Source organism: Halostagnicola kamekurae (genome assembly GCF_900116205.1).
In the GTDB taxonomy this organism is placed as follows: domain Archaea; phylum Halobacteriota; class Halobacteria; order Halobacteriales; family Natrialbaceae; genus Halostagnicola; species Halostagnicola kamekurae.
In genome coordinates, this window is record NZ_FOZS01000004.1 from 129,474 (window position 1) to 155,072 (window position 25,599).

Annotated in this window: 21 protein-coding genes and 1 pseudogene; 7 read left to right on the forward strand and 15 right to left on the reverse strand. The window is 61.4% G+C overall.

The features are described 5' to 3' along the window. Positions 1 to 24: 24 nt before the first annotated feature. On the forward strand, positions 25 to 777 hold the full coding sequence (locus BM348_RS16870) for a YqcI/YcgG family protein (protein ID WP_092906690.1): 753 nt from the start codon (positions 25 to 27) through the stop codon (positions 775 to 777). A 45-nt stretch (positions 778 to 822) separates the two neighbouring features. On the opposite strand, the gene BM348_RS16875 is transcribed toward BM348_RS16870, so the two are convergent. From BM348_RS16875 to glnA2, 11 genes are all read right to left on the reverse strand, one after another. After that, positions 823 to 1,122 (reverse strand): transcriptional regulator, encoded by a 300-nt coding sequence (locus BM348_RS16875; RefSeq protein WP_092906692.1) that lies wholly within the window; start codon positions 1,120 to 1,122, stop codon positions 823 to 825. 3 nt (positions 1,123 to 1,125) lie between these two features. Then, positions 1,126 to 1,758, reverse strand: a complete 633-nt coding sequence (locus BM348_RS16880; RefSeq protein ID WP_092906694.1) for a hypothetical protein — start codon at positions 1,756 to 1,758, stop codon at positions 1,126 to 1,128. A gap of 363 nt (positions 1,759 to 2,121) precedes the next feature. Next, positions 2,122 to 3,255: an acyltransferase gene (locus BM348_RS16885; protein WP_175507229.1), complete on the reverse strand. Its 1,134-nt coding sequence runs from the start codon at positions 3,253 to 3,255 to the stop codon at positions 2,122 to 2,124. Further along, the gene (locus tag BM348_RS22245; RefSeq protein WP_281244707.1) at positions 3,255 to 3,377 is read right to left on the reverse strand and encodes a hypothetical protein; all 123 of its coding nucleotides are present in this window, start codon (positions 3,375 to 3,377) and stop codon (positions 3,255 to 3,257) included. The genes BM348_RS16885 and BM348_RS22245 overlap by 1 nt, the downstream gene beginning before the upstream one ends. Positions 3,378 to 4,019: 642 nt before the next feature. Beyond that, positions 4,020 to 4,409 (reverse strand): nuclear transport factor 2 family protein, encoded by a 390-nt coding sequence (locus BM348_RS16890; protein WP_092906698.1) that lies wholly within the window; start codon positions 4,407 to 4,409, stop codon positions 4,020 to 4,022. Further along, entirely contained in the window at positions 4,406 to 5,332 is a 927-nt protein-coding gene (locus tag BM348_RS16895) for a VOC family protein (RefSeq protein WP_092906700.1), read from the reverse strand. The genes BM348_RS16890 and BM348_RS16895 overlap by 4 nt, the downstream gene beginning before the upstream one ends. A gap of 97 nt (positions 5,333 to 5,429) precedes the next feature. Beyond that, positions 5,430 to 5,810 carry a MarR family winged helix-turn-helix transcriptional regulator gene (locus BM348_RS16900; protein WP_175507230.1) on the reverse strand — a complete coding sequence of 127 codons (381 nt, stop codon included), beginning with the start codon at positions 5,808 to 5,810 and terminating at the stop codon, positions 5,430 to 5,432. Between the two features lie 195 nt (positions 5,811 to 6,005). Then, a complete protein-coding gene (locus BM348_RS16905) occupies positions 6,006 to 7,808 on the reverse strand; it encodes an IucA/IucC family protein (protein WP_092906704.1) in 1,803 nt (600 codons plus the stop codon). Beyond that, positions 7,805 to 9,418 (reverse strand): pyridoxal phosphate-dependent decarboxylase family protein, encoded by a 1,614-nt coding sequence (locus BM348_RS16910; RefSeq protein ID WP_245779515.1) that lies wholly within the window; start codon positions 9,416 to 9,418, stop codon positions 7,805 to 7,807. Before BM348_RS16910 ends, BM348_RS16905 begins: the two co-directional genes overlap by 4 nt. Then, positions 9,415 to 10,815 (reverse strand): diaminobutyrate--2-oxoglutarate transaminase family protein, encoded by a 1,401-nt coding sequence (locus BM348_RS16915; protein ID WP_092906706.1) that lies wholly within the window; start codon positions 10,813 to 10,815, stop codon positions 9,415 to 9,417. Before BM348_RS16915 ends, BM348_RS16910 begins: the two co-directional genes overlap by 4 nt. A 105-nt stretch (positions 10,816 to 10,920) precedes the next feature. Then, the gene (gene glnA2, locus BM348_RS16920) at positions 10,921 to 12,261 is read right to left on the reverse strand and encodes a gamma-glutamylputrescine synthetase (protein WP_092906708.1); all 1,341 of its coding nucleotides are present in this window, start codon (positions 12,259 to 12,261) and stop codon (positions 10,921 to 10,923) included. Between the two features lie 237 nt (positions 12,262 to 12,498). Between glnA2 and BM348_RS16925 the strand changes: the two genes are divergently transcribed. From BM348_RS16925 to BM348_RS16940, 4 genes are all read left to right on the forward strand, one after another. After that, positions 12,499 to 14,346: an IucA/IucC family protein gene (locus BM348_RS16925; protein WP_092906710.1), complete on the forward strand. Its 1,848-nt coding sequence runs from the start codon at positions 12,499 to 12,501 to the stop codon at positions 14,344 to 14,346. Positions 14,347 to 14,432: 86 nt separating this feature from the next. Then, positions 14,433 to 15,611: an ABC transporter substrate-binding protein gene (locus BM348_RS16930; RefSeq protein ID WP_092906713.1), complete on the forward strand. Its 1,179-nt coding sequence runs from the start codon at positions 14,433 to 14,435 to the stop codon at positions 15,609 to 15,611. 169 nt (positions 15,612 to 15,780) lie between these two features. Then, positions 15,781 to 17,694 (forward strand): ABC transporter ATP-binding protein, encoded by a 1,914-nt coding sequence (locus tag BM348_RS16935; RefSeq protein ID WP_092906715.1) that lies wholly within the window; start codon positions 15,781 to 15,783, stop codon positions 17,692 to 17,694. 87 nt (positions 17,695 to 17,781) lie between these two features. Then, a complete protein-coding gene (locus tag BM348_RS16940) occupies positions 17,782 to 19,848 on the forward strand; it encodes an IucA/IucC family protein (RefSeq protein WP_092906716.1) in 2,067 nt (688 codons plus the stop codon). Between the two features lie 145 nt (positions 19,849 to 19,993). Here the strand turns inward: BM348_RS16940 and BM348_RS16945 are convergent, their stop codons facing one another. The 4 genes from BM348_RS16945 to BM348_RS16960 all read right to left on the reverse strand — a co-directional run bounded on the left by BM348_RS16945 (position 19,994) and on the right by BM348_RS16960 (position 23,918). Then, positions 19,994 to 21,109 carry a FecCD family ABC transporter permease gene (locus BM348_RS16945; protein ID WP_092906718.1) on the reverse strand — a complete coding sequence of 372 codons (1,116 nt, stop codon included), beginning with the start codon at positions 21,107 to 21,109 and terminating at the stop codon, positions 19,994 to 19,996. A 550-nt stretch (positions 21,110 to 21,659) separates the two neighbouring features. After that, positions 21,660 to 22,703 (reverse strand): NAD(P)/FAD-dependent oxidoreductase, encoded by a 1,044-nt coding sequence (locus BM348_RS16950; protein ID WP_092906720.1) that lies wholly within the window; start codon positions 22,701 to 22,703, stop codon positions 21,660 to 21,662. After that, positions 22,700 to 23,059: a thioredoxin gene (trxA, locus tag BM348_RS16955; RefSeq protein WP_092906722.1), complete on the reverse strand. Its 360-nt coding sequence runs from the start codon at positions 23,057 to 23,059 to the stop codon at positions 22,700 to 22,702. The genes BM348_RS16950 and trxA overlap by 4 nt, the downstream gene beginning before the upstream one ends. Positions 23,060 to 23,258: 199 nt before the next feature. Continuing rightward, on the reverse strand, positions 23,259 to 23,918 hold the full coding sequence (locus BM348_RS16960) for a class I SAM-dependent methyltransferase (RefSeq protein ID WP_092906724.1): 660 nt from the start codon (positions 23,916 to 23,918) through the stop codon (positions 23,259 to 23,261). Positions 23,919 to 24,275: 357 nt separating this feature from the next. On the opposite strand from BM348_RS16960, the pseudogene BM348_RS22310 reads away from it, so the two are divergent. Then, positions 24,276 to 24,623: pseudogene (locus BM348_RS22310) on the forward strand (DsrE family protein). A gap of 348 nt (positions 24,624 to 24,971) precedes the next feature. Then, positions 24,972 to 25,571 (forward strand): AsnC family transcriptional regulator, encoded by a 600-nt coding sequence (locus BM348_RS16970; RefSeq protein WP_092906726.1) that lies wholly within the window; start codon positions 24,972 to 24,974, stop codon positions 25,569 to 25,571. The last annotated feature ends 28 nt before the right edge of the window (positions 25,572 to 25,599 follow it).

A 25,599-nucleotide genomic window follows, 5' to 3' on the forward strand; every position in this document is an offset into this window, starting at 1 on the left:
CGATTCTCCAATGACATCTCGACCATGACGGAGACGGGGCTACTGTTCGATCGGGCCGAATTGCAGGACGCGATCGAAACTGGAGAACTGCTCGCGTGGAAAGAAGAGCGATACGTCGAGTTCAGAGACACGATGCGGAGCACTCGCTACCCGTGTCACTTCGCGGTGAACGCCGAGCGCGAGGATACCGCCCGGTACCTCTTCGTGGGAGCCGTTCGCGATCGCGATGCGCTCCTCAAAGCGAGAGAGGGGTTGCGGCAGTATCTCGAGCAGTATCGGTCGATAGCCGAACGAACGACCCTGGTGATGTTTTTCGAACCGCCGGCGGAGGACCAGGGCGAACGGACCTACCGCGATCAGTTCTGGCGGGTTCTCGAATTCCTGAACGAGCGAGATCCCGAACCGTGGCCCGGCGACGTTCCCGCTGATCCGGACGACCCGGAATGGGAATTCTGCTTTGCCGGAGAATCCATGTTCATCGTCGGTCGGGCTCCGTTCTATACGGAACGACGGAGTCGGTATACGAGATCCGGACTGGAAATAACGATTCAGCCCCGAAGAATACTCGAGGACGTCAGTGGAGAGACGGCAGAGGGCCAACGTGCACGCTCTGTAATCAGGGCTCGGCTCGAGGACTACGACGACAATGCGCCTCATCCCGACATCGGAGATTACGGTGACTCAAGTACTCGAGAGTGGAAACAGTATCTCCTTCCCACATCGAACGAGGAGAGTTTGGACGAATTCCCCTTCGAAATAGAGACGACAAAGCTGTAGCGTTTTTCACTCCGTGCGAGAATTCTCGAACGACAATCGAGTCTGTCATTCCGACTCCACTTCGTCCAAGAACTGGCGCAGTTCCTGCAGATAGGTCTGAAACGTTGAGACACCGCTTTGAGTGATTCGGTAGCGGGTTTCGAAGCCGCTCTGGGTCCACGCTTGACGGGTTTCGATATACCCCGCATCTTCGAGGCTCTCCGCGTGAGAGGCGAGGTTGCCATCAGTCAAATCCAACAAATCACGGATTCGCGTGTACGAAACATCACGATTCCTATATAGGAGCCCCATAATCTGAAGCCGGGTCGGTTGATGGATGAGTGTGAGATCTGGCGGAAGATCCATGTTTCACCCTCGAGTCGAAATCGCCCATCCGGTAATAAAGTACGCTGTTCCCTGGAGGAATCCGGTCGTAAAACCCGCGCCGACGGGTGTGAGACCGACGGTAGAAAGAGCGATGTTCCCGAGAACGATCACAGTACCGGCTACGACCAACGGGATCAGTATCCATTTTGCTCGGTACATGTAGGAGAAAATCGCCCCGAGAAAGACTGTGAAAACCCCGCCCGAAATTCCCATCGCGATGAAGACGTTTCCGTTGGAGCCGAGAACAATCGAGACAACGACTGCAATCAGGAAGAACATAAGCGTAAATCCGACACCCAGTAACCAGTTATAGCCGGTTCGAGTGGTTTCTCCGAGGGAGATTGAATGCGTGGTCCAGATCGCTGACGTGACAGCGACAGCCGCTCCGATCCAGGGCAGCCACAGAACCGAAAGCACGAATGAGCCATACTCGTATCCAGTGAGCCACGGATCGGCCGCCGCATAGGAAATCGGGATCGCTGTGATAGCGAACGCAAACACCATGAGGGTAAGACCGAACGTCCGGGCAGTCAGGCGTTCGTCGTACCCTTCAATTTCTGTGAGAGCCTGTACGGCTTCAATTGGTGGCAAGTCGTCAGTCGTATCTTCCGTCATTAGTTCCTCTTTGACGGTATGTAGATATATCAGGTTCGGCTCTTTGTCCCACAAAGGACCGTAAACGCCCTCAACCCCTCCAAATCTGATCAGCAGAGATGATTTTCTATCGTATATTCGATAGAACAGCAGCAAGTGAACAGTGAGGTCCGCGAGGGACCCCCTGAAAAGCCGTTTGACATCCCCCAGTACTGAAGGTCGGACTTTCCCTGCAATTTCCCGTAATTGTAGCCGAGACGATCACTTCCCAATCTGAGTCCGATCTAGTCGGGTGCGCAGTATCTGGCGGGAGATCGCTGCATACACCACTTTCCTGACGTAGCGGCACAGAGCGCAATCTCTCAACTGGGTACCAATCGAGATTTAGACGCGGTCGGATCCGACCACGGGAATCCTGTTTCGCACCCGATGAACGATCGAGATCGGAATCCGACGGGGTGAGGTGTCGCCGACCACAGAAATCACGAGACAGATGAGAAACGCGCCGAAGAACGTCGCGGGAGTAAAGACGAGGTGCCACAGAACCGTCTCTCCGAGCGGCGTTCCGCCAAGCGAGAGTTCGTCGCGCAGTTGCACGAGGACGAACAGGACTGCCGGGTGAACGACGTAAATCCCGACGGCGTACTTCCGACCCCAGGCCGGTAACACGGTCCCACTCCCGAGACGGGGGGTCGCGAGGAGCAAACAAAACAGCGAAACCGTCACTAAAATCGTTCCGATCGTGTAACTCGGCGCGTAAACCCCCTCAGCGAACGTCTCTCCTTGCAGGACGTATCCCAGTAGATACCGCTCTACGACGTGGAAAACGCCGAAGAAGACCGTTGCACCGAGATAAACCACCCGTCGATCGGGCGACGGTCGCCAGTCGCTCGCGGCGATGACGTACCCCAACGCGGTGTAGAAAAAGCCGAAGAACAACGGATCTCTCGTCTCGAGCGCTATCCCACCGAACCCGGCGTACCCCTGACCCAGTAGTCCGACGACGTGGATCCCGAGTGCGACCGGTATCAGGTAGGTCGTCTTCTCGAGTTTGACGAAGAGGTAAATGAAGACGTACGAGTACGCCAGTGCCGGCAGGAACCACAGGATTTCGGAGACGGCGGTTCCGTAGTACAGGAGTTCGACGGGTGCGACGTACTCCATCCCTTTGTCGACGACGGCGGCGAGGACGTCCCGATTTGCCATCGCGGCTTCGCGGCCCATATTCAAGAGGAATACCAAGGCCGCGAAGGAGAGTCCGAACACGTAGATCGAACCGATCGAAATCAATCGTTCGCGGAGATACTCGGTCGGATCACTCGCGGCGGTTTTCCTGGCGAAGAAGTACCCGGCGGCGACGAAAAAGAACGGCACGGCAAAGCGCGCGGTCGACTCGAGTACGAAATTGACCCCGTTTGCGGTCGCGCCCAGGCCCTCGAACGGATCCGTGTGGATGATGATCACGAACACCATCGCGAGGATTCGAACCGTATCGATGCTGTCGATTCGCCCCGCCATTAGATCCCTCGCGTCACAGTTGGTCGCGAAACGGCCGCCTCGAGCGGTCCGGAGGCAGTTCCGAGCAGTCCGGTCACCGTTCCGACCGGTCCGATCATCGTTCCACGGAGTCCATCCGTCACGATCGATGACCGTCGGGAAGCGGCGATCCTCGAGCGGCGACGACCGGTCGCGACTCCGAGACACGGACTCGAACGGCCGCCCGGAAGAGCAGAGGTAGATAGGTAGCGCTTCCAGCATATCGCGATCGGTAGAGATCGACACGGACTGATAGCGAGCATACTGCTTCGAACGGTTGGCCAGCGGCCGAATAAGCGCCGTTCACCGTTCAGACGCTATCGGTCGGTTTAGCCGAATTAACCGTAATTAACGACTATTGGATCGGATGAACGTTCGTCTAACGTGATATTCTGCGGCGTCACGTTTTCGCGGCGTCACCGTTTCGTAGCGTTACTGGGGCCCGTCTCGAGGGTCTTCTCACCAGCACGACCGCTCGTCACATTCTCGTAACTGCTCAGGAAGTCGGAACCGTACTTTCGGGGAGTGACGGTCGAACTCGTACTGCATCCATCCGGTCGCATACCGCCCAGCAGTATGCTTCCGAACGTACCAGGGCTGGTCGACCGTTCGCGACGTTATCCGGCGGATGCAACTCGCTCTACGCGGACTGTCTTTCAGTCCGTCTCACCCTCCAGCCGTAACTAAACGCGACCCCGTCACAGCCCGAAAAAATAGATTCGATGCCAGTTTCCGAACGCCGAGCGCTACGCGTCGCCGACTTCGATCACGTACGACGTCATCGTGCGAATCGCGGCGTTCGATCCGGTGCTCGTGAACTCGTAGACGTCACAGAACGCGTACGCCGACCCGTCTTCCATCGTCACCGTTCCGTCGACCGCACCGGTCGCGCCGTGGGTGATGACGCGATCGACGGTCAACTCCGCGACGTCGTTATCTTTCATCTCCTCGAGCGCGCTGGCGACGTCGCCCCTCCCGTGGCGTTTCCGCTCGCCGACGCTGGTCCACTCGACGTCCTCGCTCACGGTCTCGAGGATGAACTCCTCGTCACCCTCCGCGAAGGCGACGTTGAAGTCTCTGAGCAGGGCCTTCTTCGGCGAGTTCCCGCAGTCTTCGGGCACCGTAATCGTCGTCATACGTCGGCCTCCTCGCCGGTGGTGCCGGCGTGGACGTTCCGCAGTTCCTCGAGGTCGAGCTTTCGCATCCGGAGCATCGCCTCCGTGACTCGAGTGGCTCGGGCGGTGTCCTCGTCTCGAAGCAGCTCGGTGAGGCCGGCCGGAACGACCTGCCAGGAGACGCCGTACTTGTCTGTGAGCCAGCCGCACTGGCCTTCGGCTCCGCCGTCCGCCGTGAGGGCGTCCCAGTAGTAGTCGACCTCCTCCTGATCCGTGCAGTCGACGGCGAAGGAGATCGCCTCGTTGAACGCGGAGTCGTGGGCCCGCGTGCTATCCATCGCCGCGAAGCGCTGGCCGGCGAGGGTAAACTCCGCGAACGTGACGGTTCCTTCCTCGTCCGGCTCCTGGTCCGCACCGTAGCGGGCGATTTCGTTAATCTCAGCGTCGTCGAACGCCGAGGTGTAGAACGCCATCGCCGCTTCCGCCTGCCCGCATCGCTCGCCGGCGAACAGCAGCGACGGGACGAGTTTGCGTTCGGGGACATCCGGGGCATGTATCAGTTGCCACGAGACGCCGAACTCGTCGGTTACCCAGCCGTACCGATCGCTGAACGGGTACGAACCGAGGCTCATTAGCGTCTCTCCGTCCGCCGCAAGTTCCGTCCACAGTTCGTCCACCGCCTCGGCCGTCGGACAGTTGACGATGAACGATATCGACGGGTTGAACTCGAACTCCGGACCGCCGTTGAGCGCGACGAACGATCTCCCCTCGAGTTCGAACTCGATCGTCATCACGCTGCCTTCGGGTCGTCCGCTGGCCGCCGCCGAGGCTTCGTCGTACCGACCGACGCTTCCGGTCGAGGCGTCCTCGAAGATGGTCGTGTATCTGTCCACCGCGTCCGCCGCGTCGTCGTCGAACCACAGGGTCGGCGTGATTTTCTGCATTGGCTACCTCTCACCGGTCTTCGTCGAGGCGTTCGGTCGCGTTCCCGGTCGGGGTAGCCGCGTAATCGGTGTCATTGTCGTCTCTCCGTTCGTGGCGTCACTCCGCCTCCAGCTGCGTTTCCTCGTCGATCTCGTCCTGTACCGCCTTCCAGGCGGGGTAAGCGCGCTCGATTTTCTCGCGACCGGCCCGGGTCAGCGTCAGGCGACGGACCCTGGCGTCGGCCGACTCGGCGTCTGCGATCCACCCCTCGGCTTCCATCCGATTCGCGCTCCGGGTGAGCGTCGTCCGCTCCAGGCCGAGCCGGTCGGCGAGTTCCCCAAGCGGGGTCGGTCCCGTAAGCGCCAGCGCAGCGAGGACGGAGAACTGTGTCGACTGGAGTCCGTGGGGGCGAAGCCTCTCGTCGTAGCGGCGTGTTATCGCTCGAGCCCGGCGGCGAGCGGCGAGACAGTTGCAGTTTCTGGTGGCGGAGAGATCCACGAGAGCCCTACGATATACGTGTACATACACGTACTGCTGGCGGTTTCAGTTGTGGTCGATCCCGGCACAGACCGACGAAAATACCGCCGATTTGATCTTCTCGTGGCGTCGCCGCCCACCGCTGGCTCGCGTTCGAAGGGTTCCGGGCTACCTGCATCCGCTCGAGCGAGACGGAACGTGAGTCGCGCGAATCAGTCACAGCCGCGTGACCAGTGGATTCTCGATGTCGATGTAGACGGATTCCGCCTCAAGCGGTGCCGCTAGTTCATCGCGGTCCTCGAAGCGGGTCCGGAGGTTCCCCTTGCAGGGAACGCGGCGGTCGTCGAGCAGCTTGCTGATCAGCGCCGATTCGGACGGTTCGTACGCTTCGAGGCCGACCAGTGATTCGCGGAGCACATCTAGAAGGGCCGTTTCGTCGGCGAGACCGGCAATGCCGAGGGCGTTGATCACTCCAAATGCGTTGTTGAGAACGACGTAGTATCGGACACAGTCGTCGGCGGTCGTGTCCGGACAGACGGTCTCAATTTGGTCGGTGACGCCGGGACACACCGCGTCGACGGTTTCACGGCGCGATTCCGGGACGTAAAACCCTTCGTTGTCGCGGTAGAACCCCTCGACCGGCCAGCCGTCCTCGTCGAGTCGGACGAGCGTGTTCTGCTGGTGGGCTTCGAATCCGAGCCCGAGTTCGAAGTAGGTCCACAGTACGGGCTCGACGGTGACGGCCAGATACTCGCGGAACCACTCGCGGGCGACGGCACTCGTGGGCCGTCCCGACCGGTCCGCGAGGGCACGGATGAGGCGAGCGATACGCGATGGGCCGTCGATACCGTCCTGACAGAGCGCGACGACCGGGGAAACGTCGTTCGCGTCGTCTCCGCGAAACGGATTTTCTCTGAGCACAGTCTCGAATCCAGACTCCGGACCGGCGCCGATGTCGACTGTCAGTGCAGCCGGATCACGGACGACCGCGAATCGCGGGAACGACTCGTCGATTCGATCGGCGAGACCGGCCTCGAGGAGTCGCGTCACGGCGACGCCGAGCTCGAGTTCCGACACCTTACTGGTCCGCTCCGCGTTCGTTATCTCGACAGCGAGTGATGTCTTCACCATGAACGGCAACTCGGACGTCCAGAGCGTCCGAACTGACGATGTGGGGTACACCGTCGGCCCGAACGTTCCGAGGTCGGTGATCGACCCGCGTTCGAGCGCCCGCTGGACGTGTGGCTGTGCGGAGAGCCACTCCGCTTGCCACGGATGGACCGGAATGACCGCCCGGTCCGATGCGAGCGCTCTCTCAGCCTCGGACGGGAGGGTCGCTTCGGCTGCTTTGAGCGCGTCAGCGATCCACTCCGTCGGTCCCGCGTTACGGGCGGACCAGCCGGTGATAAGATGCGGGTCGCTCGCGAAGTATCGGAGTTGAAACGCACCGCGGAGTTCCGGCGCGTACGTCGAGAGGTCGTGGTCGACTATCCCCTCGAGGCTCTTGGGAGCCGGGTGGAAGTGGTGGCCGTAGACGAGAGACTGCTCGGCGTCGCGGAACGTCGTTTCCGGACCGTACAGACGATCGAAGTCGTTACGTTCGTCGACGAGACGTTCGATCTTTCGCCGCGAGGCGAGCACGCGCCGGAGTAGATCCGTTCCGGCTGTCGAGTCGGCGGCCTCGGTCGACAGAACCAGTTCCCGCCTCGCAAGCGCTGCGAGCGAGGCGGCGTCGATCGGCTGCAACTCCCGGTCGTCGGAGCGCGCATAGACCGGCTTGTCGAACAGGTGCCGTCCCGTCGCCGACTCGTAGCGCAGCGGTGCGACGACCTCGACACCGTGGTGCTTCAAGGGAGCGTGTGCGACCGTGCCCTCGACGCCGACTCCTGGCAGTGAAGTCTCCGCTTCGACGACCGATGCGGTGTCCGTCTCCCGGAGGTAGCAGTTAAGGAACGCGTGCAGTGTCGCGGACTCGGCGTGTTCGGATGGTGTCTCGCAGCCGGCGCCAACACCCGTCATCGGTGCACCTCTTCGAATTGCCCGCGGACGGCGTCGGTGTCGCGCCCGCCGCTGATGTCGCGTGCGTTCGACTGCGCCGCAGCCCGGGCAGCGTGGCCTTTCAGGGCGAGCAGGACCTCCCGGATGTCGTCGACGGTCGTCTGGGGGTTCATCAACGTGACCTTGAGATACGCACGGCCATCGACTTCGGTGCGAGCGACGACGCCGTCGCCGGACGTGAAGAGTCGATCGCGGGCGCGACGATTGACGCGGTCGACCCACTTGGGGGACGAGGAATCATTCTGCTGTGGCACGTACCGGAACGTGACGACGTTGATCGTCGGAGCACACGCGAGTTCCATCGCCGGATCAGATCGGACCATCGCCGCGGTCCGATCCGCGAGGTGGATCGTTCGGTCGATGAGCGAAGCCATTCCTTCCCGGCCGAGCGTCCGAAACGCGACGTACGGTTTGAGCGCGTCGAACCGGCGCGTCGTCTGGACCGACTTCGAGACGAGGTTCGGGACGCTATCCGTCTCCGGATTGAGATAGGCGGCGTTGCGACTCAGGAGATCGTACTCACTCTTGTCGGCCAACAGGAAGGCTCCGCAGGCAATCGGCTGGAAGAGTAGCTTGTGGAAGTCGACGGCCAGCGAGTCGGCGCGTTCGATCCCATCGAGCGTCCCGACGTGGCGCTCGCTCACCGCGAGCGCACCGCCGAGCGCGGCGTCGACGTGGTACCAGAGGCCGTAGTCCTCGGCGAGATCCGCGAGCGTGTCGAGCGGATCGACGCTCCCGAAGTCGGTCGTCCCGGCCGTGCCCACGAGGGCAAACGGTCGTTCGCCGGCCCGTTTCAGCCGATCCAGCGTTTCTGCTAACTCGTCAGGGTCGATCCGGTGTCGGTCATCCGTCGGCACCGCAACGACGGCGTCCTCTCCGAGACCGATCTGGGCGGCCGCCTGCGCGACGGTGAAGTGTGCGTCCGCGGAGGTCAGTACCCGCATCGATTCGGCTTCGGGTGGGAGTCCCCGGCCCGCTGCCGAACGGTCGAACTCGTCGCGTACGTACCGCTCGCGGGCGACAAGCAGTCCCTGAAAGTTCGACTGGGTACCACCGGTGGTGACGACGCCATCGGCATCGGCTCCGAGATCGAACAGTGACGCGAGGTCGCCGATCAGCCGTTCTTCTATGACAGTCCCAGCAGGCGACTGGTCGAACGAATCGAGCGATTGGTTGAGTGCAGAGAGCAACGCCTCAGCAGCCAATCCCGGGATCATCGGTGGACAGTGGAGGTGGGCGATACAGGAGTCGTCGCTCGGGAACACCGACTTCGCGAGCACGTCCGTCGTGATGTCATCGAGCACCTCCTCGAGATCATTCCCGGTTTCGGGCAAGGTATCACGGTCGAGCGTCTCGCGGAGGGCGGCGTACGTCGTGCCAGCGTACGGTTCGTCAGTGTCACCGACCGTCGAGAGTACCGCCTCGCGACAGCCATCCATCGCGGCGGCGTAGGCGTCGTTGCCCGTCGGTGTCCCGAGGAATGACCGCTCAGCTAGCGCCAGCACATCGGAGCGGGCGGCTGCGTCCGTGGAGGTGTCGTCCTCAGGCCCACCTAGTTCGTACGAACTCACGTTGCCCCTCCCGAGCGGTCAGTGACCGCGGCTTCGACGGCTTCGCGGAAGCGGGTTCCGACCTCGTCGACCTGGTCGTGGCTGATGGTCAGCGGTGGAAGGAACCGGGCGACTGCGGAGTCGCGGCCGCCGGTCTCGATGACGAGTCGACGCTCGAAACACGCCGCTTGGACGGCCGATGCGAGGTTGCCGTCGGGCTGTGGCCTTTCGTCGTCGGGTGCGTTCGGCTCGACAAACTCGACGCCGAGCATCAAACCGCGCCCGCGAACGTCTCCGACGACGTCGAACTCCGATGTGAGCTCGTGCAGATGCGATCGCAGTCGCGTACCAACCTCGGCGGCGTGCTTGTCGAGGTCGTTCTCGAGTACGTGTTCGATAGTCACGCGGCCCGCAGCCATCGCCAGCTGATGGCCCCTGAATGTGCCGGCGTGTGCACCCGGTTCCCACTCGTCTAATGATTCGTCATACACCACGACAGCGAGCGGCAGGCCACCGCCGATCGCCTTCGAACAGGTGAGGACGTCCGGGATGATGTCCGCGTGCTCGAACGCCCAGGTCTCGCCGGTTCGGCCCATCCCAGTTTGGATTTCGTCGACGATCAGCGGGACATCGTGCTCGGACGTGATTCGACGTAACTCCCGAACCCACTCGTCGGGCGCCGGATTCACGCCGCCCTCGCCTTGCACCAGTTCGACGATGGTCCCAGCGGGGTCGGTGACGCCGCTCGCCGGGTCTGTGACGACGCGTTCGACGAACTGGCTCACTGGCTCGTGGTCCCCATCGTCGAGGCCGAACGGGTGGCGGTACAGGTCCGGATACGGGAGGTGATGGACGTTGGAGGGCAGTCCGTGAACTGGTTCTTTCGCCCCAGTGTCGCCCATCAAACTGAGAGCGCCGGCGGTCATGCCGTGATAGCCGCCCTGAAATCCGAGGACGCTTCGGTTACCCGTGGCGGTCTTGACGAGCTTGAGCGCCGCCTCGACCGCGTCGGTGCCCGCGGGTGAACAGAACTGGACCTTGGCGGTGTCGGTGAACTCGTCCGGGAGGCTGTCGAACAGCGCGTCCACGAAGGCCTCCTTCTCCGGTGTCGTAATGTCGAGTGTGTGCAGTGGGCGATCTTCGGCGAGCAACCGCTCTACCTCTCGGATTACTTTCGGATGGTTGTGTCCGAGGACGAGCGTCCCTGCTCCGGCGAGACAATCGATGTATCGCTCGCCGTCTGCGTCAATGAGTTCGATACCCCGTGCCCGTTCGACGGCGAACGGCAGTGAGCGCGGATACGTCCGAGCGCACGATTCGCGTTCTGTCTGGCTCCGCCTGAGTCGCTCGTTCGAGTGGTCGTACCTCGATGGTATATTCGATGAATCACGTCGATGGTTGGATTTATCAGTTTGCATCGCTCCAATTTTAGGCTAGCCTAAAAATTTAAAAATCTACTGGTTCGGGCAAACCCGTTTCGTCAGAATGAGGTCTCGTCTGCCCCCTTGACGTCTCGGATCCGATCAGTAGACTCGCCGGAGTCGGTCCCGTTGCCACGAATTAGCACTTCTGGTGAACGACTCCCAGTGACTCCGTTTGACGCCCAGATACGTCTCGAACAGCTCCGATCCGAGCACGTCGCGCATGGTTTCGTTCGCTGCCAGCGCGTCGAGCGCTTGGCCGAGCGTTCGTGGGAGTCGGTCGATGTCTCGCCTTGTGCGCTCGGACGCGGAGAGGCTCCCCGGGTCGACACCGAGCTGTTCGGGCGGCTCGAGTTCGCGCTGGATGCCGTCGAGCCCCGCTGCGAGAAGCCCCGTGAGGGCGAGGTATGGATTCGCGGTGTTGTCCGCGGCGCGAAATTCCAGTCGTGTCGATCCCTCGGAATCGTCGGGGTCTGGCGCGGGGATCCGAACGAGCGCCTCACGGTTCTCTTGGCCCCAGCAGACGAACGCCGCCGCGCCGATCTGTGGCCGCAGTCGGGCGTAGGAGTTGGCAGTCGGTGCCGCGAGTGCACAGAGGGCCGGCGCGTTGTCCAGGACGCCGGCGACGAACTGACGTCCGATCCGACTCAAACCCTCCCGGGCCGGGTTATAGAGGACGTTGCCGTCATCCCACAACGAGATATGAATATGACAGCCGTTCGTCGAGTTGTCGAACGGTTTCGGGACGAACGTCGAGTGGTAGTCGTGCAATCGGGCGACGCTTTCGACAGTTTCCCTGAGGAGGACGTGTTCGTCGGCAGCACGAATGCTCGGCCGGTGACCCGTGACCACCTCGTGTTTCCCGGCAGCGTACTCCGGATAGTACTTTTTCACCGGGATGTCCTGTGTCGCGAGTGCGTCGACGATGCCCAGGATCGTTTCGTGCGTTTCGCGTGTGCTCGCCGTTGCGTACGCGCCCCGTTCGTCGACTCGTCGAGTCTCTCCGTCCTCGAGCCGTTCGAACAGGTGAAACTCGCTCTCGAAGGCGATCACCGGGGAGAGTCCTTTGTGCTCGAGATCGCGTTTGACCGACCGAAGCGACGACCTGGGGTCGACCGTCCAGGGGTCGCCATCGAGCGTCTCGATGTCACACAGCATCGCTCCGGTTCGGTCAGCGTATGGCAGCGCACGGAACGTGGACGGGTCCGGCCGAAGCCTGACCTCGCCTGCGGCGTCGAAGCGGCCGTCCTTGTCCCGACGCCCCAATGCGTTGTAAGTTTGTACCAGTTCGGAAACTGGCACGCCGGACGAGACGGCGGCGTCGACCGTAGATGCCTCGACGGCGTGCGTTCGAACCGCGCCGCTTTGGGTGACAAATAGGAGCCGGACGAGGTCGACGCTGGCATCCATCCACTCATCACCGGTAGAGTTCGTGTCTGTCATTCGTGATCTCGTACCAGCAGGTATTTTAGGTCAGCCTAAAAAACTTCCCATGAGTGTCGTCTCCTCGCTGCACTTTTCGCAACTGAGGACGCGTTCGACCTCTATCTCGGTTATCACGTACCAAAAATTTATAATTCTTTAGGCTAGCCTAAAAATCATGCAACTGCGTTTTACGCACACAAACTGCGTTGAATCGTCCGGCTTCCACCCAGTGACCGAGTTCCGGAGGGCTGCGTGATGGATAACATAGAACGCATCGAGGCAGTGTTCAGGGAGGACGTGTGGGAACGCGTCAACCGAAACCTGTTACAGAAGGTCATCGCGGAGTTCATGTACGAGGACGTGCTTACCCCGAAGCCCGTGGCGACCGTCTCGGCCGACGATGCCGAACCGGGCGAGTTCTGGAAACGGTACCACCTCACTCTGACAGATGGCGTCGAGTATCGATTTGAGATTCAGGAACGACCGCTAGACAGCTATCGGGTTCGTCCGGGGACCATCCGGCGACGCGACGGCGATAACGCGTGGCAACCCGCTACCGACCCAATCCAATTCTTGCTTGATGCGCGCACGTATATCGGCATCGAGCCGACGACGACGGCCCACCTCGTCCGCGAGTTCGACAACACGCTCGTCGCTGACGCGCATATCGAGGCTGGGAAAACCGACCGGACGGATGTTTCGATCCTCGACTTGCCGTATGCCGAGGTAGAGGGAGAGATGGAGGGACATCCCTGGTATACGTACAATAAGGGTCGGATCGGGTTCGATTACGACGACTACCTGAAATACGCGCCCGAGTCGACGACACCACAGCGCCTGTCGTGGATCGCGGTCAGTCGCGAACGCGGAACGTTCACCGCCGTCGACGGACTCGATCACGCGGCTCTCCTAGCAGACGAGTTGGGCGACCGCTACGACGCGTTTCGAAGGAAGCTAGACGAGACGGGACTCGACCCGGCGGACTACCTATATCTCCCCGTCCACGACTGGCAGTGGAACGACAGCATCGTCCAACTATTCGCCGAGGACATCGCCACCGACGCAATCGTCCCGCTCGGGGAAGGGCCCGACGAGTATCTCCCACAGCAGTCGATACGAACGTTCTCGAACGTCACCAATCCCGAGAAGCGACACGTGAAACTGCCGATCAAAGTGCTCAATACGAACGTCTATCGTGGAATTCTAGGAGAGCAAGCTGAGGCGGCGCCGGCGGTGACCGAGTTCATCAAGTCGACGCGTGACGGCGACAGGTTCCTCCGCGAAGAGTGCGAATTACTCCTGCCCGGCGAGGTTGCCAGCGTCAACTACGACCATCCAAAATTTTCGCAATTTGACGAAGCACCGTACCAGTACCACGAGCTACTCGGGTGTGTCTGGCGCGAGAGCGTCAATTCGATGCTGACCGAAGACGAGCGGCCGCTCACGCTCGCCGCACTCCTCCACGAAGACTTCGACGGGACGCCGGTCGCCGCGAAACTCGCCGACCGCGCCGGTCTCGAACTGGAGCGCTGGATCGACGAGTTTCTCGAAACGCTGCTCCACCCGTTGCTCCACTACCTCTACAAGTACGGACTCGTGTTCATGCCACACGGGACGAACGTCGTGTTAGTCCACGAGAGCGGCGTCCCGACCCGAATCGCGGTCAAGGACTTCGTGGACGAGGTCGCCATCACCGACCGCGACTTCCCGGAACTAGAGGAGGTGCTTCCCCATCACTTGCGGGACGATGACCGATACAAACACCACATCCTTCACCGGGTTCGACCTGATTCGTTGTGTCACCGCATCGTCGGTACGCTATTCGTCGGCGTGTTCCGCTACGTCGCCGACCTGCTTGCATGCCACCGCGGTTACCCGGAGACGAAGTTATGGCAGCAAGTCGACGACGCTATCGACGCCTACCACACCCGATTCCCCGAACTCGAGTCCCGGTTCGACCTGATCGACCTGCAGCGACCACGGTTCAAAAAGTACTGTCTCAACCGCAATCGGATGGTGAGACATGGCTACGAGGATGCGACCACCCGCCCCGACGTAGCGACCCACGGCACCCTCTCGAACCCCCTCTCCGATCTGCCCTGAAAGAGTTGAAACCTATGTTTGGCACTGCACTTTTTGGCCAGCCTAAAATAAAAAGAACTAAATTGTATTAGGCCAGCCTAAAAATCATGCTCGACGACAGTCGACTGACACGGAGACAGGTGTTCACAGGAACGACGACCGCGTTTTGTGCTTCACTCGCGGGGTGTGCGTCGGGTTTTGGACTCGACGGAACGTCAGACTCGACGGATGGGTCGACTAACAGCCACGAGGCCTGCATCGAACCCGCCGGTTGCGTTACCTTCGAAGAAATCCCGGAGACGTACATCGTCAATAACGGAGAGTGGGCGGACATGGCGTTCGCGCTCGGCCAGCGGGACGGCTTCGTGACCTCGGCGTACATGATTCCCGGATTTCTCTTCGAGCCCTTCGGCCTCGACGTACCGCCGCTTTCGGAGACTGAGTCGCTGTCGCAAACGGACTGGGACAAAGAGATGTTCTTCGAACTCGATCCGGACGTCATCCTGATGGATCCAAACTACATGCACAAGACGGGCTGGGATGACGCATGGGACGAATCCGATACCGAGGATATCAAGGAGCTTGTTGCCCCCTTCTTCGGAAACAACATACTTCGTCGTCGCGAATGGCACGACTACAAGCTGTACTCGCTGTATGGAGCGCTCGAGCGGCTCGCGGACCTGTTCGATGAGCGCGAGCGCTACGAAGCTCTCGCCGACGTTCACGACTCCATGCAAGACGAGATTCAATCCCGGCTCCCGCCAACTGAGGAGCGTCCGGAAATTGGGCTGATCAACAGCGCGTCCAGCCCGAGGGAGGGGACGTTCTATCCGATGCGGACGCAGGTCGAAGGCGTCGAGTTGAAGCCGTACCGCGATCTCGATGTCGGTAGCGCCTTCTCGGAAAAACACGTACAGGGCGGGACTATCGGCTACGAGCAACTCCTCGAGGTCGATCCCGAGATACTCGTCGCCCACTGGGGAATCGGCATGACAGGCGACCAGAACACGTTCTCTCCGGAGGCGTTCCGTGAGAAGTATGTGCGGCCGCTCGAGGAGGACCCCGTCGGAAGCCAACTCACCGCCGTTCGAGAAGGCAACGTGTACCCGGGTGCGTTCGGTTCGCAAGGACCGCTGGTGAATCTCCTCCAAACCGAACTGGTCGCACAGCAGATGTATCCCGACGAGTTCGGTGCGTTCGAACTCGAACGATTCCCCGAGATCCCCTCGGAAAAGCAGCTGTTTGACCGACAGCACGTAAGAGACATCGTCGCCGGCCGCATCTAACCACGATGGATACAGAGCCACACGGGAACCGGGCGGAGCTTGCGAGCGGGCCCGAAATTGCTAGCCAGACGGGAGAGCTATCGCGGCGCATCGACGAGAACAGCCAGGCGAGCGGCCGAAGTGGCAGGTCGAGCCTCAGTTCGCGACAGCAGACCGATGGATCGATAGTATGAGCACATCGGACGAGGACCGCAACGAGCGGGTATTCGAGACCTGCCAGAAGCGCGTCACCAGTCCTCTGCTTCGGCTGTTCCGCAAGTATGGGAGACCGGAGGCTGGCTGGTTGGTGGTGGGCTTGCTCGCTAGTTTGGGTGCCCACAGCGCGACGCTCGTGACACCGCTCGTCTTGGGAACGACGATCGACGCCGTCTTCACGGGGACGAGCGCTTATCGGCTACCCCTGGTACCAGTCGCGTGGCTGCCTTCGGAGCCGACGGGTCAATTTTGGCTGTCCGCCGGACTCGTCGCAGCATCGCTCCTGATGACGGCGGTGTTGACGTGGCTCCGGGGCGTCGCGATGAACGTCTTCGCCTACAAGATGCTATACGAGATACGGACAGACGCGTACGAGCGGCTCCAACGTCTCGATATGTCGTTTTTCGACAACACTCAGACCGGGGAGATAATGTCCGTCCTCGACAACGACGCGTCGAATCTCGAAACGTTCCTCGACAACGGCTTGAGTCAAAGTACCCGCATCTTTGCCGTCGTCATCGGTATCTCGGCCGTGCTCTTTCACACCAACGCGCAACTTGCGATGATCACGCTCCTCGCCGTGCCCTTACTGCTTGCGTTCACTTGGTGGTTCATGCGAGTCGTTGAGCCTCGTTACGCGACGCTCCGCTCGGTGATCGGAAACCTCAACACGCAGATCGAAAACGGCATCAGCGGGATCCAATTGGTCAAAACAGCGAATACCGAACTACACGAGAACGAAAAAATGCAAGCGGTGTCACGCGACGTGTTCGAGGCTCGAGTCGCCGTCTCGAAGCTGGCGTTTATCTACCGTCCAGGGATGAAACTACTGACTGGGACGGCATTGCTCACGACGTTCATCGTCGGTGGCATCTGGGTCTTCGCTGGCCCACCGTTCGTGTTTTCCGGAGAGCTGAGCGTCGGCGATTTCGTCGTCTTCGTCCTGTTGACACAACAGCTAACCGCACCGCTCTCGCAGCTCTCGAACATCGTCGACTGGTACGAGAACGCGCGCGCCTCGGGAAAGCGGATCTGTGGGCTGTTCGATGTTCCGATTCGGGTCCGTGATTCCCCGGATGCAACCGTCCTCGACGCCGTCGATGGGCGGATCGACTACGAGGATGTCCGGTTCGCTTACCCTGGTGGAGAGCAGGTCCTCGACGGGATCGACTTCACCGCTGAGACCGGTGAGACGGTCGCGCTGGTCGGACCGACCGGAGCCGGGAAGTCGACGGTCGCGAAGCTACTCGTGCGATTGCACGACGTCAACGGGGGGACCATCCGGATCGACGGACAAGACGTGGAAGGCGTCGATCTCGCTAGTCTCCGGTCGGCGGTCGGCTACGTTAGTCAGGGGACGGTGCTGTTCGATGGAACGATCGCCGAGAACATCCAATACGGCCGGTTCGACGCGACAGACAGGGAGATCCGCGACGCTGCGCGGGCCGCTCAGGCCCACGAGTTCGTCGAGCGACTCTCGGCTGGCTACGAAACGCAGGTGGGAGAGCGCGGCGTGAAACTCTCAGGCGGCCAGCGCCAGCGGATCGCACTCGCTCGAGTCATTCTTCAGGATCCGGCAATTGTCGTGCTCGATGAGGCGACTGCGAGAGTCGATACCGAGACCGAAGCTCTCATCCAAAAATCGTTGGATCGTCTCACGGCAAACCGTACGACGATCGCGATCGCCCACCGACTATCGACCATCAAGGACGCGGACAAAATTCTCGTCCTCGACGACGGTCAGATCGTCGAGCGAGGCACCCACCAGTCGCTTCTGACTGAGGACGGCCTCTACGCGAACCTCTGGGGGGTACAGGCGGGAGAGATCGAAGCGTTACCTGATGAGTTCTTCGAGCGGGCCGCCGAGTCGTGGATCACTCACGAGTGACGAACGAACGCCGCCCTGTGAGGAATCCGCTCTCTGGGCTCTGAATGGACCCGAACCTATTTTTAGGCTGGCCTAAAATAAAGGGCAATGACGAGACGCCTGGTACACGACGGGAGAGAGGAGTCGGCGCCGCTTACCCACGCAGCGTTGACGGTCTGCGAGCGGCGAGTGTTGCCCGCGGCGGCGTACTACGCCGACCGGCACAATCTATCGATGCCTGCTGACGAAGCGTATCGGCGTGAACTGGTACCGGCGCGGCGCTCGATATTGGATCGGTTGCTCGGCGGACTGGCTCGCGACGTACCCCGAGGAATTTCGGACCCGATGACGGTCGACGCCAGCGAAGGGTTGGCAGAGCAAGTCGACGCCCTCTCGGGTGTTCCGGAACTGTGTGCGATGCCCGAACAGCTTCCCAATCCCGGTGATGCCGACCAACTGCTCCTGATCCGGTTCCCGAGCGCGGCGGCGACGGTCGTCACACCTCTCTGTTCGATCCGAGGGTTCGACCGATTCGAGTTCGGCCGCTGGGCCGTGACGTGTCGCTCGGACGGAGTCGAACCTATCGGATCCCCTGAATCACTCGTCTCGCTTCTGTACGGATCGGACGCCATCCCGACGGCAGACGACGCGGATCGGTTCCGATCGGAAATTGGGGAGAGCGTTGCGAACCTCGCGTTAGCACGACTTGGTCGGCGGGTGCTGTGGGACGATTTCGACGTACCGCCGACGCCGACGGCGGAAGAGACGCGTTCGGCAGCCGACTCGATGGCGTTCTTCGATCGGTTGGTATCGGGCGGCCACCCGATCCATCCTGGTGCGAAACTCCGACAAGGTATGTCGGCGACTGAAGCGCTGTCGCTCACTCCCGAGTTCGTCGATTCGATCCAGCTCCGTTTTGTCGCCATCGACGAGGCGTGGACACTCTCGGTGGCCGACAGCGGACCCTCGCTGACCGAGCGGCTTTACGAGTTGTTTCCCGGACTCGCGGACGCAACTGCAGCCGCGGTGCCGCCCGATCGTGATCCCGATAGCTACGCCGTCGTTCCCGTCCACCCATGGCAGTTCAGGCACGTCGTCCCCGACCGCTACGCGGTCGCCCGGCGAGACGATCGCGTCGTTCCGGTCCCGTCGTACACGCGGTCGGTCTCGCCGTTACTCTCACTGCGGACGGTCGTCCCTGACCCGGCCGAGAGCGCGATCGCGACGCCTCCTCATCTCAAGCTCGCGATCGGCATCCAGACGACGAACGCAGTCCGAACCCTCTCGCCGAGCGTCGTCGCCGACGGGCCACAATTGAGTCAGTTTCTCCAGCGAACCTGTGAGGGGGCTTCGTTTGAACGCTTCGGTATCCGTCCGGAGTCCGCGACAACGTGTTACTACCCGCCGGACGGCTCCCGCTATCAGGGAACGAGATACGACGACGTTCGACACCTCGGAGCGCTCCTCAGACAGAGTCCAAACCGTCACCCGGTCGTCGATGATGGCGAGCGAGTGATGACCGCCGCGAGCCTTCTCTCGTGTCCGCCACCGGGCGATCGATCGGTGCTCTCGGCACTCCTGGATGCGTACGGTGACAGTGAGGGGACCGCGAGCAGGGCCGAGACCGTCGACGGCTTTCTCTCGGCTTACCTCGACGCGGTCGTTCCAGGACCGCTGACGCTTTTCGTGAAACACGGTATCGCCTTGGAGGCCCACCTTCAGAACACGGGTATCGTGTTCGACGACGGCCGGCCAGTGGGCGCGCTCGTCGGTGATTTCGGCGACATTAGATTGCTCGAGCAACGCCTCGAGGACGCCTCGATCGACCTCTATCCAGGGTCGGATGTCTGTACCCAGGACCCAGACGAAGCGCGCGAGAAACTCTGGTACGCACTGTTCCAGAATCATCTCGGGGAGCTGGTTGGCCGACTAGCCGCGACCGAGCCCGTATCCGGACCCGACTGCTGGTCTCTCGTCAGAGGACGATGCGAGCGCGTGTTCGATCGACTCGCAACCGATGGGGCGATACCCGACGACTGGATCGCGGCTGACCGCGACTCGCTTTTCGCGTCGCGTCTCGCTCACAAGCCGCTGACCGCCATGCGGCTTCGGGACGTAGACGAGTGGCCCCGAACGACGGTGGCGAATCCACTAGCTGACTCGGACGAGCGGTGATTTCAGCAAGTAACCTTTCCGGGTTGTCGTCACGGTGACCGGTTATCCGGCGGATTTACCGACCAACAGTTGTCGATAATCGAATCATTTGTCTCATCTGGACCGCTGCCGTTCGTCCGTGCGTCGGTCCTCACGTCCTGCGATGTTAGATCTCACCCATCTGATCTTGCTTGCGCATTAGGTAGAGAAAGTACGGTCCGCCGAGGAGTCCCGTCACGACGCCGACTGGGACCTGGATGGGGCTCAACGCGAGCCGTGCCCCAACATCGGCGGCAACCATCAGTGCTGGCCCGGCGAACAAACAGCCGATTATAAGCTTCTTGTAGTCGCTTCCCACGATATTTCGGACCATGTGTGGAACGATGAGGCCGACGAAGCCGACGATGCCCGCGACGGCGATGCTCGCGGCGGCCGCAAGTACTGCGACGCCGGAGAGGGCGAATCGAACCTTCTCGACGCTCATACCAAGGGAGCTTGCAGTCTGCTCACCGAGTAGCAAGACGTTCAGTTGGCGGGCGCTGATGAACGCGAGTAGCATCGCCATGGCGCTCCACGGCAGCGCCATCCGGACCTGCTCCCAGTCGGTACCCGTCAGCGAGCCGGTGGTCCACGCGATCGCAGACTGCACGACGCCGATGTCGTCAGCGAAGAAGAACAGCGCCGTCTGAAACGATCCGAAGATATTGGCGACGATAACGCCCGCAAGGACGAGTCGAACTGGCGAGGTACCGTTCTTCCATGCGATGGCGTAGACGATCAGGAACGCGATCGCGCCGCCCATGGAGGCGATGATCGGTAGGAATGCGGCCAGTCCCGAGAAGACGACGAGCGTCAGCAGGATCATCAGCCCCGCACCGGAGGAGACGCCGAGGATGAACGGACTGGCGAGTTCATTCCGGGTGACGGCCTGAAAAATCGCTCCCGAGACGGCGAGGTTCATTCCGACGATAATGCCGACCAATACCCGTGGAAGTCGGAGCGTCCAGACGATGAGACTCTCAGGACTCATCTCTGGAACCTCGGCTCCGAGTAGGAACGCCTCCCAGGCTTGGACGTTAAAGATGACTTCGGGGTCGAATACAGCCTGCCAAGCCTCGATGGTGGTCATCGAGAACGAACCGAACGTAACTTGAACGAGCCCACCGAGGACGACTACGACGAGACTCCCGAGACAGAGACTGATGAGCGAGCCGTCGAAGGCACTCAGCCATTCGTCGCGCCAGCCGCTCGAATCGGAGTTGGACGCGGTTTCGGTTACCATCTACTCGGTCACCACTCCAACGAACTGTTTGCGGATCCGTTCGGGGTCACTGGGTACGAGGAAACGCCGCCGTATCCGCTCTCTTTCATCCCTGATATGGGAACTTTGGGTATTCCTGTAATGGCACTTGGACTTGCTCGTACTCGATGTTGCTCCGAGGTCAGATTGTCTGAATAGGTATCGCGGAGTCCATCGCGGACGCCCGGTCTCTTTTCCTTTCCGTAGTTACACCGTGTCAGTGTTTTGTATTTAGGAGGATCGCCTACCATGTGGTTTTGGCTGGCCTAAACCAACAAATCAGTTTCGAAGTTTAGGCGTGCCAAAACTCCAGTGAAAGAACCTCAGTGCGAACGTATCGACAGACACAGTCAGTAAGCGTGCGGTCTCGCAGTGGAACACCCCTGAAGCTTGCCGATTTCATGGTCGATACCGTTGTGCGCTTGTCAGACCGATAACCACGAGAATGCTAGTGAGAGGAGAGCTAACGTGGGGAGAGATGAATTCCACGCCACCTACTGTTCGTAGTACTGCTTCGGTGCGAAAACCACCGTTAGGGCGTCGGCTCGAGGGCAGTCTGTCCTGAAACCTCGAGCGTCTCAAGGGACGCTTCCGCGTCGAGGGCGGCCATACTCCCGGTGCCGGCCGCGGTGATCGCCTGCTGGTACTCCGGATCGGCGACGTCGCCCGCGGCGAAGACGCCCTCGACCGCCGTCTCGGTCGTTCCGCGACCGGCGTCGTCTGTCCGCGTGGCGAGGTAGCCGCTCTCGTCGCGTTCGACGGCGGTCCGCTCGAGAAACTCGGTGTTCGGTGTGTGGCCGACCGCGTAGAACACGCCGCCGATATCGACGGTCTTTCGATTGACGTCACCGCCGGACTCGAGCTTCTCGCTGGGATAGCCGTCGGGATGGGAGACGAGCGTCGCCCCGGTCACCCCCTCCTCGCGCGAGCCGTGGAGTGCCTCGAGTTCGGTGTTCCAGTGGAACTCGATGGCATCGTGTTCGCGCGCCCGGTCGGCCATGATCTCGGAGGCGCGTAGCTCCTCGCGGCGGTGAACGATCGTCACGCTGTCGGCGAACTTCGCGAGGAAGAGCGCCTCCTCCATCGCCGAATCGCCGCCGCCGATTACGAGGACGTCGTCGCCGCGGTGGAACGCGCCGTCGCAGGTCGCACACGTCGAGAGCCCGTAGCCCATCAGCTCGTCCTCGTTCTCGGCGCCGACCCAGCGAGCGCTCGCGCCGCTCGCGACGATCAGCGCGCGCGTTCGCAGCCGATCGCCGTTCGAGAGTGCGAGTTCGAACGGCCGTTCCTCGAGCGTCGCGTTCTCGACGGTTCCGTGGGCGAACTCGGCGCCGAACCGTTCGGCCTGTTCCGTGCCGTTCTGGATCAGCTCCATTCCGCCGACTCCCTCGGGGAAGCCGAGGTAGTTTTCGACGTCGGTCGTCAGCGTGAGCTGGCCGCCCGGTTCGGGCCCCTCGAGCACCAGCGGCTCGAGGTCGGCTCGAGCGGCGTAGACGGCCGCGGAGAGGCCGGCGACGCCGGAGCCGACGATCACGATGTCCCGAACGTCTGCGAGTGGGTCCGGTCCGTCGTTCATTCGGTGTATCCCTCGATCAGGGTTCGGAGTTGGTCTTCCGCCAGCGCGCCGGACTGCTGTTCGACCTGCTCGCCGCCGTCGAAGAGGGCGAGCGTCGGCACGCCGCGAACGCCGAACGAGGCCGCGAGCTGCTGGTGTTCGTCGACGTCGACCTTGGCGATTACGGCGTCGGTCGTCTCCGCCAGCCGCTCGAGGACGGGATTCAACATCTGACAGGGGCCACACCAGTCGGCGTAGAAGTCCACGAGGACGACCTCGTTCGCCGTCGTGACCTCCTCGAGGTGGCTCTTCCCGTCGATGTAGACCGGCTCGTCGGGCGATCGAGCTGAAACGTCGTCGCGTACGTCGGTTGTCATCACCCCCTTCTACGGTTCGACACTGTTTAAAGCTTTGTGTGAATTGTGCAATACACCCATTGGGTTATCTATGGTGTACCACTCAATCGACACTCCGTGTCGGACGACCACCTGGCCGTCTGTGCACGAACGACGCGCTCGAGTACAAGCAACCAGATAAAACCGCAATCCAGCACGCCGTTCTGAGCGTCGCTTCCGGCTACTCGGCGGCAGTCGACCGCTCCGAGATGGGCAGTTCGAAGCGCGCGAAGTATCCCGCTCGCGTCCCGACGCGCGTTTCGAAGGTCAGCCCTCGCCGTTCGAGGCGTCGACGAAGCCGCTCGAATCCGACGAAGTGCGGGTCGGGGAGCGATTCGCCGACGACGAGGCGACCGCCGGGTTTCACCACTCGCTCGAGTTCGTCGAGCGCACGCTCCTGATCCGGGATCTCGCCGAGGACGAGCACCAGGTACGCGGCGTCGAACTCGTCGGTCTCGTACGGAAGCGACCGTCCGTCGGCGCGTATTGGCTCGACGTTCGACTGCCCTTCCCGTCGCATCCGCGTTCTGAGGTGCGCTACCATCTCGGATTGTACGTCCGCGGCGTGTACCGTTCCCGACGGTTCGATCGCCCGCGCGACTGTGCCCGTGTAGTACCCCGTTCCCGGACCGACTTCGAGCACGCGCTCATCGGGTCGGGGATCGAGCACGTCGCGCAGCCTCGAGCGCGTGATGACCGGTCGCGGGAGGTCGATCGCGTGGCGCTGAGCGTACGGACACGGTGACGGATTCGATCGCCACCGGAGGGCGTATGCGAGTCCGGCGAGCGCAGCGAGTCCGAGCAACGCGATGCTGACCCTTGATTTGCGACGAAAGCGCATTGGAACCCTGTCGTGGCGCATGGACTACAGTCTTTCTCGAATCCGCGCAGGGCATCGGACCGCCGGTTAGAGTATACGCGCGTGCAGAACAGACGCGTTTTCCCTGTTTCGGGCCCGGTACCGGGGTCACAGTCCGAATACGTGCAATCACGCCAAAACAATAGGGAAAATAGCTACAATAGGTAACAGAGGTACCTATCCATTTCCCTGTGCTTGTTCCTATTGATTCGAGATCGTGGCGTCTCTCTGGTACCGCTGTCGGCTTCGTCGCGCGCTCGAGGGGACGACGACGAACGCTGTCGAACGGCACGTCGAAAGGCGACAGCATTATGTGGTATTGGGGTAGTAGTACAATATATGCCCGAGTCAGCAGACGATGTCGAAACGATCGGAATCGTACTCGAAACCAGCGATCCCGAACGCGCGTGGAACGCCTTTCGCTTCGGAATAACCGCGGTAGAGAGCGGAAAAGACGTCTCCGTTTTCCTCCTCGGTGACGGCGTCGAAGCCGAGTAGATAACCGACGATCAGTTCGACGTCCGCGATCGGATGGAGGCGTTCGCCGACGCCGGCGGCGAGTTACTGGCCTGCGGAACCTGTCTCGAAATCCGGGGGAGCGACGAAAGCGAAGTCTGTCCGATCTCGACGATGCACGATCTCCTCGAGGTCGTCACGACCGCCGATCGAGTGCTCACGATCGGGTAACTCGGTCGGCGTTCGGGCGGGGCTTTAGGAACGGTGTCGACTGCGTTTCGATCTTCTGGCCGAAAGACTCGTTGCCAAAACCGGTCGACGGCGGATTGGAATCCATTGTAGTCGATACCTGCAACCTGATCGCTGGCGAGTCTGAGAACTGAGATAGCGAGGTGAAATCTGTCCGCTCCACTTCTCGAAGTCCGTCTCCCTCTTCGGAGTGTCAGTCATCCTTCGGGCATACGCTCCCCGCTTTCTCACCCGAACAGCCTTTGATATATTTGGGGTAGCCGCGTTACAACCTTACAATCGAAATGTAATTGCCGTAGAGATTTAGTGATACGAAGCCGTTGTTCTCCCATGACCGATCTGGACGAAACCGACCTCGAGATTCTCCAATTACTGCTGTCGAACGCTCGCCGGCCGTACAGCGACATCGCGGCGGCCGTCGGGCTCTCGGCTCCGGCCGTGTCGGATCGGATCGACCGATTGCAGGAGACGGGCGTCATCGATCGGTTCACGCTCGACATCGATCGCTCGCAACTCCGCGGCGGGATTTCGGTCCTGATTACGCTCGAGCTCGCACAGGCTGGCCCGAACGTCGCGTCGACCAGAGCGATCCTCTTGGAGGAGGGAGAGGTGGAACACGTGTTCACGACGGCCGAAGCCGACCTGATCGTCTCGGCGAGAGTCCCGGACAACGACATCGCGAGCTGGCTTTTCGACACCCTCGACGAGGGAACGATCGACGACTTCGAAGTGACGCTTCTCTCCGGGGTCGACTGGTCACCCGATCTGGGCGGCACGGAGTTCGCTCTCTCCTGTGCGCAGTGCGGGAATACGGTCGACGACGAGGGAACGGCGACCCGGATCGACGGCGAGTTGTACCAGTTTTGTTGTCCGTCCTGTGAGGCCCGTTTCGCGGAAAAGTACGATCAGATTCAACAGGGGGCCGACTGAGCGGGTGCAGTTCCGACTCGCTTTGGAT

Excerpts from the sequence above, each read along its gene's own strand:
- BM348_RS16885 (WP_175507229.1), bottom strand. The coding sequence starts at position 3,255 with ATGGCGGGGCGAATCGACAGCATCGATACGGTTCGAATCCTCGCGATG.
- BM348_RS16880 (WP_092906694.1), bottom strand. The coding sequence starts at position 1,758 with ATGACGGAAGATACGACTGACGACTTGCCACCAATTGAAGCCGTACAG.
- BM348_RS16915 (WP_092906706.1), bottom strand. The coding sequence starts at position 10,815 with ATGCAAACTGATAAATCCAACCATCGACGTGATTCATCGAATATACCA.
- BM348_RS16945 (WP_092906718.1), bottom strand. The coding sequence starts at position 21,109 with ATGGTAACCGAAACCGCGTCCAACTCCGATTCGAGCGGCTGGCGCGAC.
- BM348_RS16875 (WP_092906692.1), bottom strand. The coding sequence starts at position 1,122 with ATGGATCTTCCGCCAGATCTCACACTCATCCATCAACCGACCCGGCTT.
- trxA (WP_092906722.1), bottom strand. The coding sequence starts at position 23,059 with ATGACAACCGACGTACGCGACGACGTTTCAGCTCGATCGCCCGACGAG.
- BM348_RS16930 (WP_092906713.1), top strand. The coding sequence starts at position 14,433 with ATGCTCGACGACAGTCGACTGACACGGAGACAGGTGTTCACAGGAACG.
- BM348_RS16895 (WP_092906700.1), bottom strand. The coding sequence starts at position 5,332 with ATGCAGAAAATCACGCCGACCCTGTGGTTCGACGACGACGCGGCGGAC.
- BM348_RS16870 (WP_092906690.1), top strand. The coding sequence starts at position 25 with ATGACGGAGACGGGGCTACTGTTCGATCGGGCCGAATTGCAGGACGCG.
- BM348_RS16940 (WP_092906716.1), top strand. The coding sequence starts at position 17,782 with ATGACGAGACGCCTGGTACACGACGGGAGAGAGGAGTCGGCGCCGCTT.
- glnA2 (WP_092906708.1), bottom strand. The coding sequence starts at position 12,261 with ATGACAGACACGAACTCTACCGGTGATGAGTGGATGGATGCCAGCGTC.
- BM348_RS16950 (WP_092906720.1), bottom strand. The coding sequence starts at position 22,703 with ATGAACGACGGACCGGACCCACTCGCAGACGTTCGGGACATCGTGATC.
- BM348_RS16970 (WP_092906726.1), top strand. The coding sequence starts at position 24,972 with ATGACCGATCTGGACGAAACCGACCTCGAGATTCTCCAATTACTGCTG.
- BM348_RS16925 (WP_092906710.1), top strand. The coding sequence starts at position 12,499 with ATGGATAACATAGAACGCATCGAGGCAGTGTTCAGGGAGGACGTGTGG.
- BM348_RS16905 (WP_092906704.1), bottom strand. The coding sequence starts at position 7,808 with ATGACGGGTGTTGGCGCCGGCTGCGAGACACCATCCGAACACGCCGAG.
- BM348_RS16960 (WP_092906724.1), bottom strand. The coding sequence starts at position 23,918 with ATGCGCTTTCGTCGCAAATCAAGGGTCAGCATCGCGTTGCTCGGACTC.
- BM348_RS16935 (WP_092906715.1), top strand. The coding sequence starts at position 15,781 with ATGAGCACATCGGACGAGGACCGCAACGAGCGGGTATTCGAGACCTGC.
- BM348_RS16890 (WP_092906698.1), bottom strand. The coding sequence starts at position 4,409 with ATGACGACGATTACGGTGCCCGAAGACTGCGGGAACTCGCCGAAGAAG.